The sequence below is a fragment of the Aquabacter sp. DMC10 genome (assembly GCF_056314145.1).
Window position 1 is genome coordinate 185,995 of sequence record NZ_JBQUYX010000002.1, and the last position, 17,252, is coordinate 203,246.

Annotated in this window: 13 protein-coding genes; 8 read left to right on the top strand and 5 right to left on the bottom strand. The window is 66.1% G+C overall.

All coding sequences use genetic code 11. The features are described from left to right. Positions 1 to 24 precede the first annotated feature (24 nt). The 3 genes from ACT54L_RS05650 to secG all read right to left on the bottom strand — a co-directional run bounded on the left by ACT54L_RS05650 (position 25) and on the right by secG (position 3,309). A complete protein-coding gene (locus ACT54L_RS05650; protein WP_476084575.1) occupies positions 25 to 891 on the bottom strand; it encodes a VOC family protein in 867 nt (288 codons plus the stop codon). 199 nt (positions 892 to 1,090) lie between these two features. Then, positions 1,091 to 2,719: a CTP synthase gene (locus ACT54L_RS05655; protein ID WP_476084576.1), complete on the bottom strand. Its 1,629-nt coding sequence runs from the start codon at positions 2,717 to 2,719 to the stop codon at positions 1,091 to 1,093. A 194-nt stretch (positions 2,720 to 2,913) separates the two neighbouring features. Next, complete coding sequence (gene secG, locus ACT54L_RS05660) at positions 2,914 to 3,309, bottom strand: preprotein translocase subunit SecG (RefSeq protein ID WP_476084577.1); 396 nt, start codon at positions 3,307 to 3,309, stop codon at positions 2,914 to 2,916. Between the two features lie 236 nt (positions 3,310 to 3,545). On the opposite strand from secG, the gene ACT54L_RS05665 reads away from it, so the two are divergent. Beyond that, on the top strand, positions 3,546 to 5,258 hold the full coding sequence (locus ACT54L_RS05665) for an alpha-L-rhamnosidase-related protein (protein WP_476084578.1): 1,713 nt from the start codon (positions 3,546 to 3,548) through the stop codon (positions 5,256 to 5,258). 51 nt (positions 5,259 to 5,309) lie between these two features. Here the strand turns inward: ACT54L_RS05665 and ACT54L_RS05670 are convergent, their stop codons facing one another. Beyond that, positions 5,310 to 7,451, bottom strand: a complete 2,142-nt coding sequence (locus ACT54L_RS05670; RefSeq protein ID WP_476084579.1) for a sodium-translocating pyrophosphatase — start codon at positions 7,449 to 7,451, stop codon at positions 5,310 to 5,312. Between the two features lie 205 nt (positions 7,452 to 7,656). Between ACT54L_RS05670 and ACT54L_RS05675 the strand changes: the two genes are divergently transcribed. From ACT54L_RS05675 to ACT54L_RS05705, 7 genes are all read left to right on the top strand, one after another. Further along, on the top strand, positions 7,657 to 9,078 hold the full coding sequence (locus ACT54L_RS05675) for a mannose-1-phosphate guanylyltransferase/mannose-6-phosphate isomerase (protein WP_476084580.1): 1,422 nt from the start codon (positions 7,657 to 7,659) through the stop codon (positions 9,076 to 9,078). Positions 9,079 to 9,315: 237 nt separating this feature from the next. Further along, positions 9,316 to 9,873 (top strand): dTDP-4-dehydrorhamnose 3,5-epimerase, encoded by a 558-nt coding sequence (gene rfbC / locus ACT54L_RS05680; RefSeq protein WP_476084581.1) that lies wholly within the window; start codon positions 9,316 to 9,318, stop codon positions 9,871 to 9,873. A 19-nt stretch (positions 9,874 to 9,892) separates the two neighbouring features. Further along, a complete protein-coding gene (rfbB, locus tag ACT54L_RS05685) occupies positions 9,893 to 10,948 on the top strand; it encodes a dTDP-glucose 4,6-dehydratase (RefSeq protein ID WP_476084582.1) in 1,056 nt (351 codons plus the stop codon). Next, the gene (gene rfbD, locus ACT54L_RS05690; protein WP_476085162.1) at positions 10,945 to 11,841 is read left to right on the top strand and encodes a dTDP-4-dehydrorhamnose reductase; all 897 of its coding nucleotides are present in this window, start codon (positions 10,945 to 10,947) and stop codon (positions 11,839 to 11,841) included. Before rfbB ends, rfbD begins: the two co-directional genes overlap by 4 nt. Continuing rightward, the gene (gene rfbA / locus ACT54L_RS05695; protein WP_476084583.1) at positions 11,838 to 12,710 is read left to right on the top strand and encodes a glucose-1-phosphate thymidylyltransferase RfbA; all 873 of its coding nucleotides are present in this window, start codon (positions 11,838 to 11,840) and stop codon (positions 12,708 to 12,710) included. Before rfbD ends, rfbA begins: the two co-directional genes overlap by 4 nt. A 214-nt stretch (positions 12,711 to 12,924) precedes the next feature. Then, positions 12,925 to 13,698 (top strand): ferredoxin--NADP reductase, encoded by a 774-nt coding sequence (locus ACT54L_RS05700; protein WP_476084584.1) that lies wholly within the window; start codon positions 12,925 to 12,927, stop codon positions 13,696 to 13,698. 333 nt (positions 13,699 to 14,031) lie between these two features. After that, positions 14,032 to 16,605: a PepSY domain-containing protein gene (locus ACT54L_RS05705; RefSeq protein ID WP_476084585.1), complete on the top strand. Its 2,574-nt coding sequence runs from the start codon at positions 14,032 to 14,034 to the stop codon at positions 16,603 to 16,605. Between the two features lie 15 nt (positions 16,606 to 16,620). Here the strand turns inward: ACT54L_RS05705 and ACT54L_RS05710 are convergent, their stop codons facing one another. Continuing rightward, positions 16,621 to 17,238 carry a helix-turn-helix domain-containing protein gene (locus ACT54L_RS05710; protein WP_476084586.1) on the bottom strand — a complete coding sequence of 206 codons (618 nt, stop codon included), beginning with the start codon at positions 17,236 to 17,238 and terminating at the stop codon, positions 16,621 to 16,623. Between the last annotated feature and the right edge of the window lie 14 nt (positions 17,239 to 17,252).

Below are 17,252 nucleotides of genomic sequence, written 5' to 3' on the forward strand. Positions count from 1 at the left end.
TGCAGGCCCGGTTGCGGTGCGCCGCTATTCCAGTTCCAGCACGATGGCGGCGCCCATGATGGCGCGGGGGGGCGCAACCAGCATGCCCTCCATGGCTTCCTCGATCATCTTGCGGGCCGCAAGGCCCCGCCGCATGCTCGCCGCCCCGACCGATGTGAAGCGGACCGCCGCCAGGCGCAGGTCCTCGCCCTCCGGCGCGGTGGTGCCGAATCGCTCGCAGAAGGTGGCGCGGGTCATGAGGTCGATGTCACCGCGAGGGGTCTTTGCCACATACCAGGCGTCCGTCGCCCGGCGCGGGGTCACCCCGCAGAAGGTGTCAATGAAGCTGACATGATCGATGGGGCGCTCGGCCACCAGCACCACCCCCGCCACCTGCGTGACGCCATTTGTATGGCGCTGCAATTGCGGGTTCCAGAAATTCTCCGGCTTGTGCTGGGTGCAGGTGAAGAAGCCCGTGTTGGGGGCGGCTTCGTCGCGGGCAAAGGCCAGGGAAAAGCCCACTTCCACGTCGCCGCCATCGGGACGGCGGGCGAGGCGGGAGAAGTCGAACAGATCGAATCCGCCCACTCCCGCCGCATCGAACGCAGCCTTCTCGGCCGCCGGGTCCTTGCCCTCGGTCACCAGCATGGACAGGCCCTGCCCGTTGCGCGCCAGGAAATCGCGGTTGAAGGCGCCGAAGGAGAAATGGCCGCTGTCGCCCTCGGTGATCTTGTCGGGCTCGGAAATCTCCAACAGCTCCAGGAAGAAGCCGTCGGTCTGGATGATGCGGTTCTGGGTGCCCCAGGGGTGGCGGTTGCGCGGGCCGACGGTGAAGCCGAGCAGGTCGTACACCTCCCCCGCCGCATCGAGATCGCGCACGACATGGACGACATGGTCGAGGCCGCGTGGCATGGGAACCCCCTGTCTTTCCGGTGCCGACTTGTGGCACGTCCGCCAACGCAAGGGCAACCCGACACGGGCGGAACCAATGACCCCGGCCCCTTTGAGCGGCCGGCAGCTCAAGCTAGGCCGGACCGCCGGGCCCGGCCTCCTGCGAATCGCCGCGGCGCGGGGCCCGAAGGCCCCCAGCGCCCCCCGGGACGTCCCGTCGTCAGACCAGCCGGCTCTGCACCATGGCCGCCCGGATGAAGGAGGCGAACAGCGGGTGCGGCTCGAAGGGACGGGACTTCAACTCAGGATGGAACTGCACGCCGATGAACCAGGGATGGTCGGCATACTCAACGATTTCCGGCAGCAGCCCGTCGGGCGACATGCCGGAGAAGCGCAGGCCGCACTCCTCCAGGCGATCCTTGTAGGCAGTGTTCACTTCGTAGCGGTGGCGGTGGCGCTCGAAGATGTCGGTGGAGCCATAGATGGAGGCCACCCGGCTCTCGTCCGCTAGGCGCGCCTCATAGGCGCCGAGGCGCATGGTGCCGCCAAGGTCGCCTGCGGCGTTGCGGCGCTCCAGCTCGTTGCCCTTCAGCCATTCGGTGAGCAGGCCCACCACCGGCTCGGAGGTCTCGCCGAACTCGGTGGAATTGGCCTTGGTGACGCCGGCAAGATTGCGCGCCGCTTCGATCACCGCCATCTGCATGCCGAAGCAGATACCGAAATAGGGCACGGCCCGCTCGCGGGCGAACTGGGCCGCGCGGATCTTGCCCTCGGCGCCGCGCTGGCCGAAACCGCCGGGCACCAGGATGCCATGCACATGGTCGAGGAAGGGCGCGGGGTCCTCGCGCTCGAAGGTCTCGCTCTCGATCCAGTCGAGGTTCACCTTCACCTTGTTGGCGATGCCGCCATGGGCCAGCGCCTCGATGAGCGACTTATAGGCGTCCTTGAGGCCGGTATATTTGCCCACCACCGCGATGGTGACCTCGCCCTCGGGATTGCGCACCCGGTCCTCGATCACCGACCAGCGCTTGAGGTTCGGCGCGGGGGCCGGCTCGATGCCGAAGGCGGCCAGCACTTCCGTGTCCAGCCCTTCGGCGTGATAGGCGGCGGGCACGGCATAGATGTTGTCCACGTCCCGCGCCTCGATCACCGCGCTCTCCCGCACATTGCAGAACAGCGAGAGCTTGCGGCGCTCCTCGCGGGGCACCGGACGGTCGGTGCGGCACAAGAGGATGTCGGGCTGGATGCCGATGGAGCGCAGCTCCTTCACCGAATGCTGGGTCGGCTTGGTCTTCAACTCGCCAGCGGAGGGGATGAAGGGCAGCAGGGTGAGATGGATGAAAATGGAATGGTTGCGCGGCAGCTCGTTCTTCAGTTGGCGGGTGGCCTCGAAGAAGGGCAGGCCCTCAATGTCGCCCACCGTGCCGCCCACTTCCACCAGCACGAAGTCATAGGCCTCGTTGCCCTCCAGGACGAATTCCTTGATGGCATTGGTGACGTGGGGGATCACCTGGACGGTGGCGCCGAGATAGTCGCCGCGCCGCTCCTTGGTGATGATGTCCTGGTAGATCTTGCCGGTGGTGATGTTGTCCCGCTTGGTGGCGGGGCGGCCGGTGAAGCGCTCGTAATGGCCAAGATCCAGATCGGTCTCGGCGCCATCGTCGGTGACGAACACTTCGCCATGCTGATACGGGCTCATGGTGCCCGGATCGACGTTCAGATAGGGGTCCAGCTTGCGGAGCCGGACAGTGTAGCCGCGCGCCTGGAGAAGCGCGCCCAAAGCTGCGGAGGCGAGGCCCTTGCCCAGGGAGGACACGACGCCGCCGGTGATGAAGATATAGCGCGCCATGGGCTTCTACTCTACTCCGCGCAAACGCGATTCGGCGAGGGCGATGGCCTGCACGCCCTCGCCCCGCCTGGGGAAAACGTGACGCCGCAGCGAACCGCGGCGCGTGAAGAGCGAAACGAAAAACCTGCGACAGGATCGCTGCGATGCGATCGCAGCGACCGGGGTCACTGCGACTTAGATCACTGCGACTTAGATCACTGCGACTTGGGAACCTGCGGACCCGTGGGGGCCGGAGCGGCCGGAGCCGGTGTCGAGGACGCGGGCGCCTGCGGACGGATCTGGTCGAGAATCGAGCCACCGCTCTGCGGGGCAGACGGACCGGTCGGCGCCGTCTGATTGAGGATGGCGGGCGGCGTGCGCCCCCAGCCGGCCAGGATGGTCAGCGAGATGGAGGTGATGAAGAACAGGGCCGCGAGAATCGCCGTGGCCCGCGTGAGCACATTGGCCGTGCCGCGCGCGGTGAAGAAGCCGCCCCCGCCGCCCCCGCCGCCGCCGATGCCGAGCCCGCCCCCTTCGGAGCGCTGAATCAGCACCACGCCGATCAAGGCGAGGACCACCATGAGGTGAATGACGATCAGGACAGTCTGCATGGTTCCATCGTCTTCGCCCCAAGGGGGGCGGATCAAGGCAAGAAGTCGGGCGCTCTCCTACACGATCACGCCACGCAAAGGAAGGGCGAGGCACCGCTTCCGCCACAGGTCAGCCTTGCAACCCGGCCGTGCCAGCCGGTGGTTGCATGACGCTGTGGCGCCACCTATCGTCCCTGCTGCACTGCAAACGGCGCTCGCCGCCTCGGCGTGTCCGGTTCCAGGGGGACATTGGCCCCATGACAAAGTCCAGTCCGCCCGGCGCGGGAGCGGGCCAGATTGGCCTTTTTCGCCAGCCGCCCGTCGCCATGGCACGGCTGCCGGACGGTACGTTCCTCTTGGATTTTGGTCGGGTGGCCTTCGGCAACCTGGAACTCGGGCACCCCGGCAGCCCCGGCCTGACGCTTCATTTCGGAGAAGACCTGAGAGAGGGGCGTATTAACCGCTCACCGTCGGGCTCCGTGCGCTATGCAAGAGTAGACCTGCCCGCCCACTCTCCTGGCCCGGTCCGTGTGGAGCCCGAGCCGATTGGCCGGCACCTGCAGCCGCCCGCCATCCTGACGCCTGCGGATTGGGGGGTGATCCTGCCGTTCCGATGGGTGGAGATCGAGGGATGGCCGGAAGGCGTGCCGTTCGGCGTCCACCAGGCGGTCCGCCTCGCGCGTTTCGCCGCCTCTTGGCTGGACGAGGCCGCCACCTTCCAGTGCGACGATCCCATGCTCAATGCGATCTGGGATTTGTGCCGCTACACCATCAAGGCGACCACCTTCTGCGGCCTTTATGTGGATGGCGACCGGGAGCGGATCCCCTACGAAGCCGATGCCTATATCAACCAGTTGAGCCATTATTGCTGCGACCCTGACCCCACCATCGCCCGGGCGACCATCGACCATCTGATCGACGCTCCCACCTGGCCGACGGAATGGGCGTCCCATCTGGTCTTCATGGTCCATGAGGAATGGATGCGCAGCGCCGACAAGGCATGGCTGGCAGGCCGCTACGAGGCCATGAAGGGCAAGCTGCTCCGCGCGCGCGAACGCGCCGACGGCCTCATCACCACCGACCCGAAGCACTTGAAGGGCGACTTGGTGGACTGGCCGCGCGGCGAGCGGGATGGCTTCGTCTTCACACCAGAGAATTCCGTGGTCAACGCCTTTCACATCCAATCGCTGAAGCTCATGCGACATCTCGCGGGGGCGCTGAAGCGGCGGGAGGAAGTCGCAAGCTATGAGGAGGAGATCCGGCGAAAGATCCGCCTGTTCCGACGGACCTTCGTGGATCCCGGCAGCGGTCTGGTGCGCGATGGGGCGAGCACGCCACATTGTTCCTTCCACGCCACCCTGTTTGCGGTCGCATTCGATCTGATTTCCCCCGAGCGGCGCGTGCCCATGCTCGACTTCCTGGTCGGCAAGGGCATGGCCTGTTCGGTCTATGCCGCCCAGTATCTGCTTGAGGCCCTGTTCAAGAACGGGCGCGAGCGCGAGGGCCTGGCCCTCATCACGGCACCGGGGGACCGCTCCTGGCGTCACATGGTCGAGCGTGGCGCGACCCTGACCTGGGAAGCCTGGGATCACGCCTACAAGCCGAACCAGGACTGGAACCACGCTTGGGGATCCGCTCCCGCCAACATCCTGCCGCGCTTCGTGGGCGGCATCCGCCCTCATCGGCACGGCTGGGGCTCTGCCTTGATTGCCCCGCAGCCCGGTCCCCTGAGGACCTGCACAGTTCGCATGCCCACCCCACAGGGCCTGGTGAACGTGAGCTGGCGCAGGGACGGCAGCGGCTTTCATCTGACCTATGACAGCCCAGCCGCCATGCCGGTCGTCCTTTCCCTCCCCTGCCCGTCCGGCACGGTCCGCATGGACGGCGTGGCCGTGGATGCAACGCCCCAAGGCGACCGCCTCCTGATGACCGGCGCGCCGGCGGGCGCACACTGGGTCAGCGTGGATTGATCCCCTATGGTAAGGCACCGGGGCGCCGATGAAGGCGCCCCGGGGCCTTGGTCAATGCCCCAGCACCGCCAGCAGCAGCAGGGCGACGATGTTGGTGATCTTGATCATGGGATTGACCGCGGGGCCCGCGGTGTCCTTGTAGGGATCGCCCACGGTGTCGCCGGTCACCGAGGCCTTATGGGCGTCCGAGCCCTTGTAGTGGCGCACCCCGTCCTTATCCACGAAGCCGTCCTCGAACGACTTCTTGGCATTGTCCCAGGCACCGCCACCCGAGGTCATGGAGATGGCGACGAACAGGCCGGTGACGATGACGCCGAGCAGCATCGCCCCCACCGCTGAGAAGGCGGCCGATTTGCCGGCCACCCCGCCGCCCGCCACCAGATAGATGACGTAATAGCAGACGATGGGCGAGAGCACCGGCAACAGGGAGGGGATAATCATCTCCTTGATGGCCGCCTTGGTGAGCATGTCCACGGCGCGGGAATAATCGGGCTTCTCGGTGCCGGCCATGATGCCCGGCTTCTCGCGGAACTGGCGCCGGACCTCTTCCACGATCGCGCCGGCCGCCCGACCCACCGCCGTCATGCCCATGGCGGCAAACAGGAAGGGAAGAAGGCCGCCGAACAGCAGCCCCACCACCACATAGGGGTTCTCCAGCGAGAAATTGGGGGTAACGCCGGAGAAATAGGTCCCCTGCCCCGCCTGGGCGATGAAATATTTCAGATCCTGGTTATAGGCCGCGAACAGGACGAGTGCGCCGAGGCCCGCCGAGCCGATGGCATAGCCCTTGGTGACCGCCTTGGTGGTATTGCCCACCGCATCCAGCGCATCGGTGGAATGGCGCACCTCCGCCGGCAGGCCCGCCATCTCGGCGATGCCGCCCGCATTGTCGGTGACCGGCCCGAAGGCGTCGAGCGCCACCACCATGCCCGCCAGGGCCAGCATGGTGGTCGCCGCAATGGCAATGCCGAACAGGCCCGCAAGGCCATAGGCGGCCAGAATGCCCGCAATGATGACCAAGGTCGGCAGGGCAGTGGATTCCAGAGATACCGCCAGGCCCTGGATGATGTTGGTGCCGTGCCCGGTCACCGAGGCCTGGGCGATGGAGACCACCGGGCGATAGCCCGTGCCCGTATAATATTCGGTGATGACGACGATGGCGCCGGTGACCGCCAGGCCCACCACGCCGGACAGGAAGAGCTGTGTGCCGGTGATGGTGGAGCCGGGCAGCAGGCCAAATCCCGGCAGCAGCCAGGTAACGAGGGCCAGCGCGATCACCGACAAGCCGGCGGAGGCCGCAAAGCCCTTATAGAGCGCCCCCATGATGGAGGAGGTGGGCCCCAGCCGCACAAAGAAGGTGCCGGCGATGGAGGTGAGGATGCAGACGCCGCCAATGGCCAGCGGATAGAGCAGCATGGCGTTCAGCGTCGCCGCATTGCCGGCGAAGAAGATCACCGCCAGCACCATGGTGGCGACCACCGTCACCGCATAGGTCTCGAACAGGTCGGCGGCCATGCCGGCGCAATCGCCGACATTGTCGCCCACATTGTCGGCGATGGTGGCGGGATTGCGGGGGTCATCCTCGGGGATGCCCGCCTCCACCTTGCCCACGAGATCGCCGCCCACGTCCGCACCTTTGGTGAAGATGCCGCCGCCGAGACGCGCGAAGATGGAAATGAGGGAGGCCCCGAAGCCGAGTGCGACGAGGGCGTCCACCACCGTGCGGCTGCCGGGCGCAAGGCCGATGCCGTGGGTGAGGATGGCGAAATAGACCGCAACCCCAAGAAGCGCGAGGCCCGCCACCAGGAGGCCGGTCACCGCGCCTGCCTTGAAGGCAATGTCCAGCCCCCCCGCAAGGGAGCGCGTCGCTGCCTGGGCTGTGCGCACATTGGCCCGCACGGACACGTTCATGCCGATGAAGCCAGCCAGGCCCGACAGGACCGCGCCCACCGCAAATCCAATGGCCACCAGCCAGCCGAGGAACAGGCCAACCGCAACGAAAATGACAAGGCCGACAAGGCCGATGGTCAGATATTGCCGCCGCAGATAGGCCTGCGCACCCTCGGCAATGGCCCCGGCGATCTCCTGCATGCGCGGGGACCCGGGATCGGCGGCCATGACCTCACGGCCGGCCCATACACCATAGCCAACGGCGAAGAGGCCGCAGGCGATAATCACCAACAGAGCCAACATGTAACCCACCCCTTCGTTTCCAATCCCAGACCCGGTTTTTCAGGTCTATTTTTTATGCAAGGGGAGTGTGAGCGGTGCTCCGGGCGGGCGCAATCCCTTCTTTTGCAAGGCCGGTCACCCCATGGCCGCGCCCGGGCTTCCCTGGACCCGGGGGGCGAGTTGTGCCACTAGGCCGACAGCGTTGGTGAAGCGGATGGACGTGACGATGGACGCCGGACAGAAGATCATCCCGATGGTTCTCGCCGGCGGCGCGGGCACACGGCTGTGGCCCCTGTCCCGCAACACCTTGCCCAAGCAGTTCCTGGCGCTGGCCGGCGACCACACCATGTATCAGGACACGCTTCTGCGCGTGCCGCCGGGCGTGCGCTTCACCGCGCCGGTGGTCATCACCTCCGATGATTTCCGCTTCTTCGCCCGCCGGCAGGCGAGCGAGATCGGCATTGACGCCACCGTCGTGCTGGAACCTGCCCGCCGCGACAGCGCCCCCGCCCTGATTGCTGCCGCAGCGGTGGTGCGCAAGATGTATGGGCCGGACGCGCTGATCCTGGCGCTTGCCGCCGACCATGTGGTGACCAAGCCCGAGGCCTTCCGGGCTGCTGTGGACGTGGCGGCCGATCTGGCCGCCAGCGGGCGCATCGTCACCTTCGGCATCACGCCCGACAGCCCGCGCACCAGCTATGGCTATATCCGCCCCGGCGCCCCGCTCCCGCAGGGCGGCCAGGACGTGGCCGCCTTTGTGGAGAAGCCGGACCGCGCCACCGCCGAACGCTATCTGGCCGACGGCTATTTGTGGAACTCCGGCAATTTCCTCTTCCCGGCCGGTCTCATGATTGCCGAGGCGGAGGCCTTCGAGCCGGCACTGACCGCCGCCGCTCTGGCCGCCGCCGAGGGCGCGCGGGAGGATCTGGGCTTCGTGCGCCTGGAGCCGGAGGCCTTCATGGGCGCCCCGGCCAAGTCCATCGATTTTGCCGTCCTGGAGCGGACCCGTCACGCCGCGGTGGTGGCCGGTGACTTCGGCTGGTCCGACATCGGCTCCTGGGATGCGCTGCGGGAAATCGGCGACCAGGATGCCGGCGGCAACGTGACGGTTGGCGCCGTCGAGCTCATCGACAGCCACAATTCCTATGTGCGCTCGGAAGGCCCGCTGGTGGCGGGCATCGGGCTCGACCACCTCTCCGTGGTGGCGACCGAGGATGCCGTCCTCATCATGCCGTCCGACCGGAGCCAGGATGTGAAGGCCATGGTCGCCACGCTGAAGGCGGCCAAGCACAATGCCGCCGACGAGCACCTGAAGGTGCATCGGCCCTGGGGCACCTACCAGACCATCTGCCGGGGCGACCGATTCCACGTGAAGAAGATCGTGGTGGAGCCCGGTGCCAAGCTCTCGCTCCAGAAGCACCATCATCGCTCGGAACATTGGGTGGTGGTGCATGGCACCGCCGAGGTGACGGTGGATGACAAGGTCTCCACCGTTCACGAGAACCAATCCACCTATATTCCCCTCGGGGCCGTGCACCGGCTGGCCAATCCCGGCCGCATCCCGCTCGAACTGATCGAGGTGCAGACCGGCTCCTATCTGGGCGAGGACGACATCGTGCGCCTCGAGGACATTTATCACCGGTCCTGACAGCGCCCGGCGCGACGGGGACGGCCGCTGGGGCACAGGGAGGAGCCCGACCCGAGCGGCTGGCTGAACCACACCCACCTTAATACCGCACCACACAAAAACGGAAGCGGCGCGATGGGCGTACCGCACCGCAACACAAATTGGTCTTGCGGCGTTCGTGCAATTGACCTTAAGCCCCCCGAGGGCTAACGTCCGCGCGCTTTTTCAGCGGTCAATCTGGGGGCTTTTGCTGCGCACATGACGGTCTTCACGCGCCTGGACATACCCGAGGTCATCCTCGTTACGCCCCCCCGCTTCAACGATCCTCGGGGTTATTTCAGCGAGACCTACGTCAAGGCGCGGTATGCGGCGAACGGCATCGACTGCGACTTCATCCAGGACAACGAGTCCCTCTCCGAGCCCATCGGCACCATTCGCGGCCTGCACTTCCAGGTGCCGCCCCACGCCCAGGCCAAGCTGGTGCGCGTGGTGCAGGGCGAGGTGTTCGACGTGGCGGTGGACATCCGCAAGGGCTCTCCCACCTATGGCAAATGGGCCGGCGCCAAGCTGACCGCGGAAGGGCGGGAGCAGCTGTTCGTGCCGCGCGGCTTTGCCCATGCCTTCTGCACCTTGGTGCCCAACACCAAGGTCCTCTACAAGGTGGACGGCTCCTATTCGAAGGAATGCGAAGGCGGCATCGTCTGGGATGACCCCGATCTCGCGATCACCTGGCCCGTGGCTGAGGCCATCCTGTCCGACAAGGACCGGGTGCTGCCGCGCCTGAAGGACTTCGACAGCCCATTCGTCTACGCGTGACAGGGAAAACGGGGCACACATGGCACAACGCATCCTCGTCACCGGCGGCGCGGGCTTCATCGGCTCGGCCGTGGTCCGCCACCTCATCGGTCTCGGCGCACACGTCCTGAACTTCGACAAGCTGACCTATGCGGGCAATCTGGCCTCGCTGGGTCCGGTCCAGGACAATCCGCGCTACAGCTTCGTGCGCGGCGATATCTGCGACGCCGAGGCGGTGCGCGGGGCCATCGACGGCTTCAAGCCGGACCTCATCATGCACCTGGCGGCCGAGTCCCATGTGGACCGGTCCATTGACGGTCCGGCAGCCTTCATCGAGACCAACATTGTCGGCACCTATACCATGCTTCAGGAAGCCCTGCGCTACTGGCGCGGGCTGACCGCGGACGCGCAGGCAGCCTTCCGCTTCCACCACATCTCCACCGACGAAGTGTTCGGCACGCTGGGCGCCGAGGGCCTGTTCCGTGAGGACACGCCCTACCAGCCCAATTCGCCCTATTCGGCCTCCAAGGCGGGCTCGGACCATCTGGTGCGTGCGTGGCACCACACCTATGGCCTGCCCACCGTGATGTCGAACTGCTCGAACAATTACGGCCCCTACCATTTCCCCGAAAAGCTGATCCCCCTCGTCATTCTCAACGCGCTGGAAGGCGCGCCCCTGCCGGTCTACGGCACAGGTGAGAATGTGCGCGACTGGCTGTTCGTGGAGGATCACGCCGAGGCGCTCTATCTCATCGCCACCACCGGGCGGCTGGGCGAGAGCTATAATGTGGGCGGCGCCAGCGAGCGGCGGAACATTGACGTGGTGCGCACCATCTGCGCCATCCTGGACGACATCCGCCCCGACGCGAAGATCGGCCCGCGCGAGGGCCTGATCCGCTTTGTCACCGACCGGCCGGGCCACGATGCGCGCTATGCCATCGACTTCACCAAGCTGAACACGGAGCTCGGCTGGAGCCCGCGCGAGACCTTCGAGACCGGCCTGCGCAAGACCATCGAATGGTATCTGGCCAATGAGGCCTGGTGGGCGCCGCTGCGGTCCAATTATGCCGGCCAGCGCCTGGGGCTCGCCTCCTGATGCGCGTCCTCCTGTTTGGCGCCAACGGCCAGGTGGGCCGGGAAACCCAGGCGCTTGCCGCCGAGCGCGGCATTGACCTTGCCGCCCTCGACCGGGCGGCCGTCGACATTGCCGACCCCGCCGCGGTCGCCCGTGCTCTTGAGGCGCGCCGGCCCGACGTGGTCATCAATGCCGCCGCCTATACGGCGGTGGACAAGGCCGAGAAGGAACCGGAGCTGGCCGCCCGCGCCAATGCCATGGCCCCCGGCCTGATCGCGGAGCGCTGCGACCGCTATCGCATTCCGGTGATCCACATCTCCACCGACTATGTGTTCGACGGCACCAAAGTGGGCGCCTATGTGGAGAGCGATCCCATCAAGCCGCTGGGCGTCTATGGACGCACCAAGGCAGCCGGCGAGGCGGCGGTGCGCGCCGCCACCGAGCGCCATCTGATCCTGCGGACCTCCTGGGTCTATGGCATTTATGGCGCCAATTTCCTGAAGACCATGCTGCGCCTCGCCGGCGACCGCGACCGGCTGACCATTGTCGCCGACCAGAAGGGCTGCCCCACCGCCACGCGCGACATCGCCGAAGGCCTGATGGCCGCCGCCGAGGCCGCCGCCGGGGGGACGGCGCGCTGGGGCACCTATAATCTAGCCGGCACCGGTGCCACCACCTGGCACGGTTTTGCCAGCGAGATCATCCGCCAGGCGGCCCGCCACACGGGTCGCACGCCGGAAGTGGCGCCCATCACCACCGCCGACTATCCCACCCCGGCTCAAAGGCCGGCCAATTCCGAACTTGATTCCAGCCTGTTCGAGCGGACCTTCCGCTTCCGCGCGGCTCCGTGGGAAACCCGGGTCGCCGAGGTCGTCGACCGCCTGCTCGCCCCAGCGCCAACGGAGGCACCGTGAAGGGCATTATCCTCGCCGGCGGGTCGGGCACCCGTCTTCATCCCATCACGCTGGTCGTGTCGAAGCAGCTGCTGCCCGTCTACGACAAGCCGATGATCTATTATCCCCTCGCCACTCTCATGATGGCGGGCATCCGGGACATCCTGGTCATCACCACCCCTCACGACAATGCCCTGTTCCAGAAGCTGCTGAAGGACGGGAGCCAGTTCGGCATCTCCATCAGCTATGCCATCCAGGACACGCCCCGCGGCCTCGCGGACGCCTTCATTGTCGGACGGGACTTCATCGGCGACGACCGGGTTGCGCTAGTCCTGGGCGACAACCTCTTCTTCGGCCACGGACTGCCGGAGCTGCTGGAGGAGGCCGCCAGCCGCGAGGTGGGAGCAACGGTGTTCGGATACCCCGTCACTGACCCTGAGCGCTACGGTGTGGCGGAGGTGGACGCCACCGGGACGGTGCTCTCGCTGGAAGAAAAGCCCCTCAACCCCAAGTCGAACCTTGCGGTCACAGGGTTGTATTTCTACGACAATCGCGTCGTTGAAATTGCTGCGGATCTGCAACCTTCACCCCGCGGCGAAATCGAGATCACCGATGTGAACCGGGCTTATCTCGAGCGGGGCGAGCTGAAGGTCAGCATGATGGGCCGCGGCTTCGCCTGGCTGGACACTGGCACGCCGGACAGCCTCGTCGAGGCCGGCCAGTTCGTGCAAATCCTTGAAAAGCGGCAGGGTTTGAAGATTTCGGCGCCGGAGGAAATCGCCTTCCGCTCCGGTTACATCTCTGCCGACCAGCTGCGCGAAATTGCCCGCGCCCAGATCAAGTCCAGCTACGGCAAGTATTTGATGAACCTGGCCGAAGACGGCCTGTGATCTGCATCAAGGAATGCGGGGACTGCCTGGCTTAAGCTAAAGATCAGGTGGTCCACTTCATGGTTGTGCGCCTGGAGCTGCGGGACGCGAGGGGAAGGGAAAGGGAGCTTCCCTTCCCGGCGCATCGCATCTAAAGTGGATTGCAGGAAATCACATCCGACGCGCGGGGTATATAGAGTCTCCGCGCGCCGCTTGGGCAACGCATCGACAGGCCATGAGCAATCTCAACGAGGAAACCGTCAAGAGCGTCCACCATTGGACGGACCGGCTCTTCAGCTTCACCACCACCCGCGATTCCGGCTTCCGGTTCCTGAACGGCCAGTTCGTCATGATCGGCCTGATGGTGGAGAACAAGCCGCTTCTGCGGGCCTATTCCATGGCCAGTGCCAATTATGAGGAGGACCTCCAGTTCTTCTCCATCAAAGTGCAGAATGGCCCTCTCACCTCTCGGCTTCAGCACCTGAAGGTGGGCGACAAAATCCTGGTGGGACGCAAGGCCACGGGCACGCTGATCCAGGATAATCTTCTGCCTGGCAAGCGGCTCTACCTTCTGTCCACCGGTACGGGGCTTGCGCCCTTCCTGTCCGTCATCAAGGACCCGGATGCCTATGAGCGCTACGAGAAGATCATCCTCGTGCACGGCACCCGCACGGTGCCCGAGCTCGCCTATGACGAATACCTGACGCATACTCTCCCCAACGACGAATATATCGGCGAAGAGGTGAAGGCGAAGCTCAGCTATTATCCGACAGTCACCCGCGAGCCCTTCCGTAACCAGGGCCGCATTACTGACCTTATCAATTCCGGGAAACTGTCGGCCGACCTGGGTGTCCCCGATCTCTCCCCGGAGCATGATCGCCTGATGCTGTGCGGCAGCCCGCAGATGCTGAAAGACATGGTCGAGTTGCTGGAGGGGCGCGGGTTCAAGGAGGGCAGCCAGTCTGAGGCGGGCCAGTATGTGATCGAAAAGGCGTTCGTGGAGCGCTGAAGTCAGCGCCGGACAAGTGTCGGCCAAGCGCCGGCAATGTCGCTGTGATCGAAGCCGCCCCGTCCAGATCCGGGGCGGCTTTTTGTTTGCACCGACGCGTGCGCCTGTGGCCCGGTAAGAAACATCTTCTTTGAATTGCAATAATTCTATTCAATTCACGTGCCGTTGCCTTGCGTCATCTGCCTTGTTATGGCCGGATCTTGTTTCATTTTGAGGCGGGCGCGCGAGAGCCCGGCATTGCAGAATGGTCCCGCGACTTATTGGCCCCGGCTTTTACTTGAAGCCTTCCGCGCGCCTCATCCTCATCCCTCCCCGCGCTCTGGGGGACCAGACATGCTGAAAGCCCTATGGTTCCAGACCCACTGGCTGCTCGGCATCACGGCTGGGCTCGTCCTGGCGGTGGTCGGCGTCACCGGCGGCATGCTGTCCTTTGAGGACGAGATCCTGCGCGCCCTCAACCCCGGTGTGATCACCGTCGACGCAAGGCCGGGCGGCCCGCAGCCACCCGCGGCGCTCATCGAGAAGATCCGCGCAGAGGTTCCCGAGCGCACCGTCACGGCGCTGACGGTCTATGCCGATCCCGAGCGGGCCGCACGGGTCACCCTCGCCCCCCTCCCCGGCGGGGCGGGCGGTCCCCGAGGAGAGATGCGCTATGTGGACCCCTATGACGGCCACCTGCTCGGGGCCGTCCAGGGCCAGGACTTCTTTCGCCTGACCATGCAAATTCATCGCTGGCTGGCTGCGGGAGATGTGGGAAAGCAGATCGTCGGCGCCTCTACCATCGCGCTTGTTGTTCTCAGCCTATCTGGTCTTTATCTGCGCTGGCCGCGTCGGCCTCTACAGGCACGCTCCTGGTTCCACCTCAATCTCAAACGCGGTGGCCGGAACCTGTTGTGGGAACTTCATTCGGTCATCGGCACCTGGGTCCTGCCCTTCTATCTTCTTGCCTCGCTGACCGGCCTCTATTGGTCCTATGACTGGTATCGAAACGCCCTGTTCGACATAACGGGCACGCCCCGCCCTGCCCAGCAGGGTCCCCGCCCCGGCCAAGGCCCCGGCGCGCCGGCGCCGACTCCCGGTGCCCCAGGGGGCGCCGGGAGGCCGGTCACTGCCCCGCCGGACCTCGCCCGCATGTGGGACGTCTTCGTGCGCGAAGCCGGCCCCTATTCCATGGCGACCCTCCGCCTGCCCCAGGGAAATCAACCCCTTACCATCACCTACCAGCCGCCGGACCCGGCCCACGAGCGTGCCAACAACACCCTGGTCATCGACCCCTTCGGCGCGGTTCGCCAGCATCGCCGGTTCGAGGATCTCCCCCTCGGCCAACGCCTCATGGCCAGCATCTTCCCGCTTCATGCCGGCAGCTATTTCGGGCTGCCTGGTCTGATCCTGATGATGATTGCCAGCCTGCTCATGCCGCTCTTCGCCGTCACCGGCTGGCTGCTTTATCTGGACCGCCGCAAGAAGAAAGCCGAGGCCCGGCGCGCCGCCGCGCAAGTGCAGGGATGGCAGGCCGCAAGCGGACAATCGGTGCTGGTGGCCTTTGCCAGCCAGACCGGGACAGCGGAGCGCCTGGCGTGGACCACCGCCGCCGCACTGAAGGCGGTTGGCCTTGCCCCCCGTGTCACCCCCTTGGCGACGCTCGACGCCGCCGCCCTGGCCCGGGAGACCCAGGTGCTGTTCATTGTCTCCACCTTCGGGGAAGGGGAAGCCCCCGATGCGGCCCGGGCATTTTCCCGCGCCTTTCCAAGGTCCAAGGTCCGGCTGGACACCATGCGGTTCGCTCTACTGGCCCTTGGGGACCACACCTATGGACACTTCTGCGGGTTTGGCCGAAGCCTGGAGGCTGCCCTTCGGGAGAAGGGCGCCCAGCCCCTCTTCGGAACCGTGGAGATGGACGGCGATGACGCGGCCGCCCTCACCACCTGGCAGGTCCGCCTGTCTCGGCTGACGGGCGAGACGGTCGCCGGCGACTGGAGCACACCGGCGGCGCAGCCCTGGCGCCTGGTGGAGCGCCGGTGCCTCAATCCCGGCGGCGTCGGCCTGCCCACGTTCCATGTGGTGCTGGAGCCGCCGCCTGGCCCCCTGCCGGTGTGGGAGGCGGGTGACATTGCCCAGATCCAGCCGCGAAATGACCCCGGCCGCGTGCGCGCGGCCCTGGCGGCGCTATCTTTGGACCCCGCCGCTTCCGTGGCGGCCGGCGGCGCAGCGCTCGCGCTGGAAGGGGTGGCGCTGCGCGGCGCCCTGCCCGGCCAAGTGCCGGCCGGCATCACGGCTCAAGGGTTTGCTGACCTCATCCGCCCCCTGCCCGATCGGGACTATTCTATCGCGTCCATTCCGCAGGATGGACGCTTGGAACTGCTGGTGCGGCAGACCCGGTCGCCCGATGGCAGCCTGGGTGTCGGCTCGGGCTGGCTCACCGCCCACGCTCCGGTCGGGGGCGAGATCGAGCTGCGCATCAAGCACAATCCGGGGTTTCATGCCCCGCCGGCCGAGCGCCCCCTCATTCTGATCGGCAATGGCACCGGCCTTGCCGGGCTGCGGGCCCATCTCAAGGCGCGCATCCAGGCCGGGCGGGATCGCAACTGGCTGCTCTTCGGCGAGCGCAACCGCGCCCATGACTTCTACTTTAGCGAGGAGATATCGGGATGGGTGGCCTCTGGCGGCATCGCCCGCCTGGATCTGGCCTTCTCGCGGGATCAGGAGAGTCGCATCCATGTGCAGCAGCGTCTGGCAGAAGCGGCTGAAGATCTGAAGGCCTGGGTGGCCGAGGGGGCTGCCATTTTTGTCTGCGGCAGCCTTGCCGGCATGGCGGGCGGCGTGGATGAGACCCTCCGCTCCATCTTGGGGGCGGATGTGGTGGAGCGCCTCGCGGCCGAAGGCCTTTATCGGCGCGATGTCTATTGAGGAGAAAGCGCCGTCCTAGTCGAGAACGGCGGCCTTCAGCAGGCAGACCATGAAGGCATGGGCCGGCTCGGTGCTCACGTTGCGGATTACGTGGCGCCGGTCGCAGCGATAGCGAAGGGTCTCGCCCGCCTTGGCGGTCTCGGTCACGCCGCCCACTTCCACCTCGAGGGTGCCGGAAATCACGCTCAGGCACTCGATGGAGCCGCGCTGGTGCGGATCGGATTCCAGCTCGCCTCCCGGCTCGGCCTGGAAGTCATAATATTGCAGCCACTCAACGGTCTTGATCCAACCGATGATGGTCAAGCGACAGCGGCCGTCTTCCGAGAGCAGGATGGGAGTGTCGGCGCGCGTCAGCTTTTCAACGAAGGGGGCTTCGTCCGATGAGGCGAGCACCCGCTCCACGGACATGTCCAGCGCCTGGGACAGGCGCCAGATGGTGGCGAGGGTCGGATTGGTCTCGTTGCGCTCGATCTGGCTGATGATGGACTTCGCTACGCCGGATTGTTCCGACAGGTCCGACAAGGACAGGTTATAGGCCTTCCTCAGCCGCTGGATGGTCTTTCCCAGCTGCCCGGTGATGACCTGGGCTCCCGTCTCGAGATTGCGGTCGGTACCCTTTTCCCGTTGCGACATGGCGTTCCATCTTT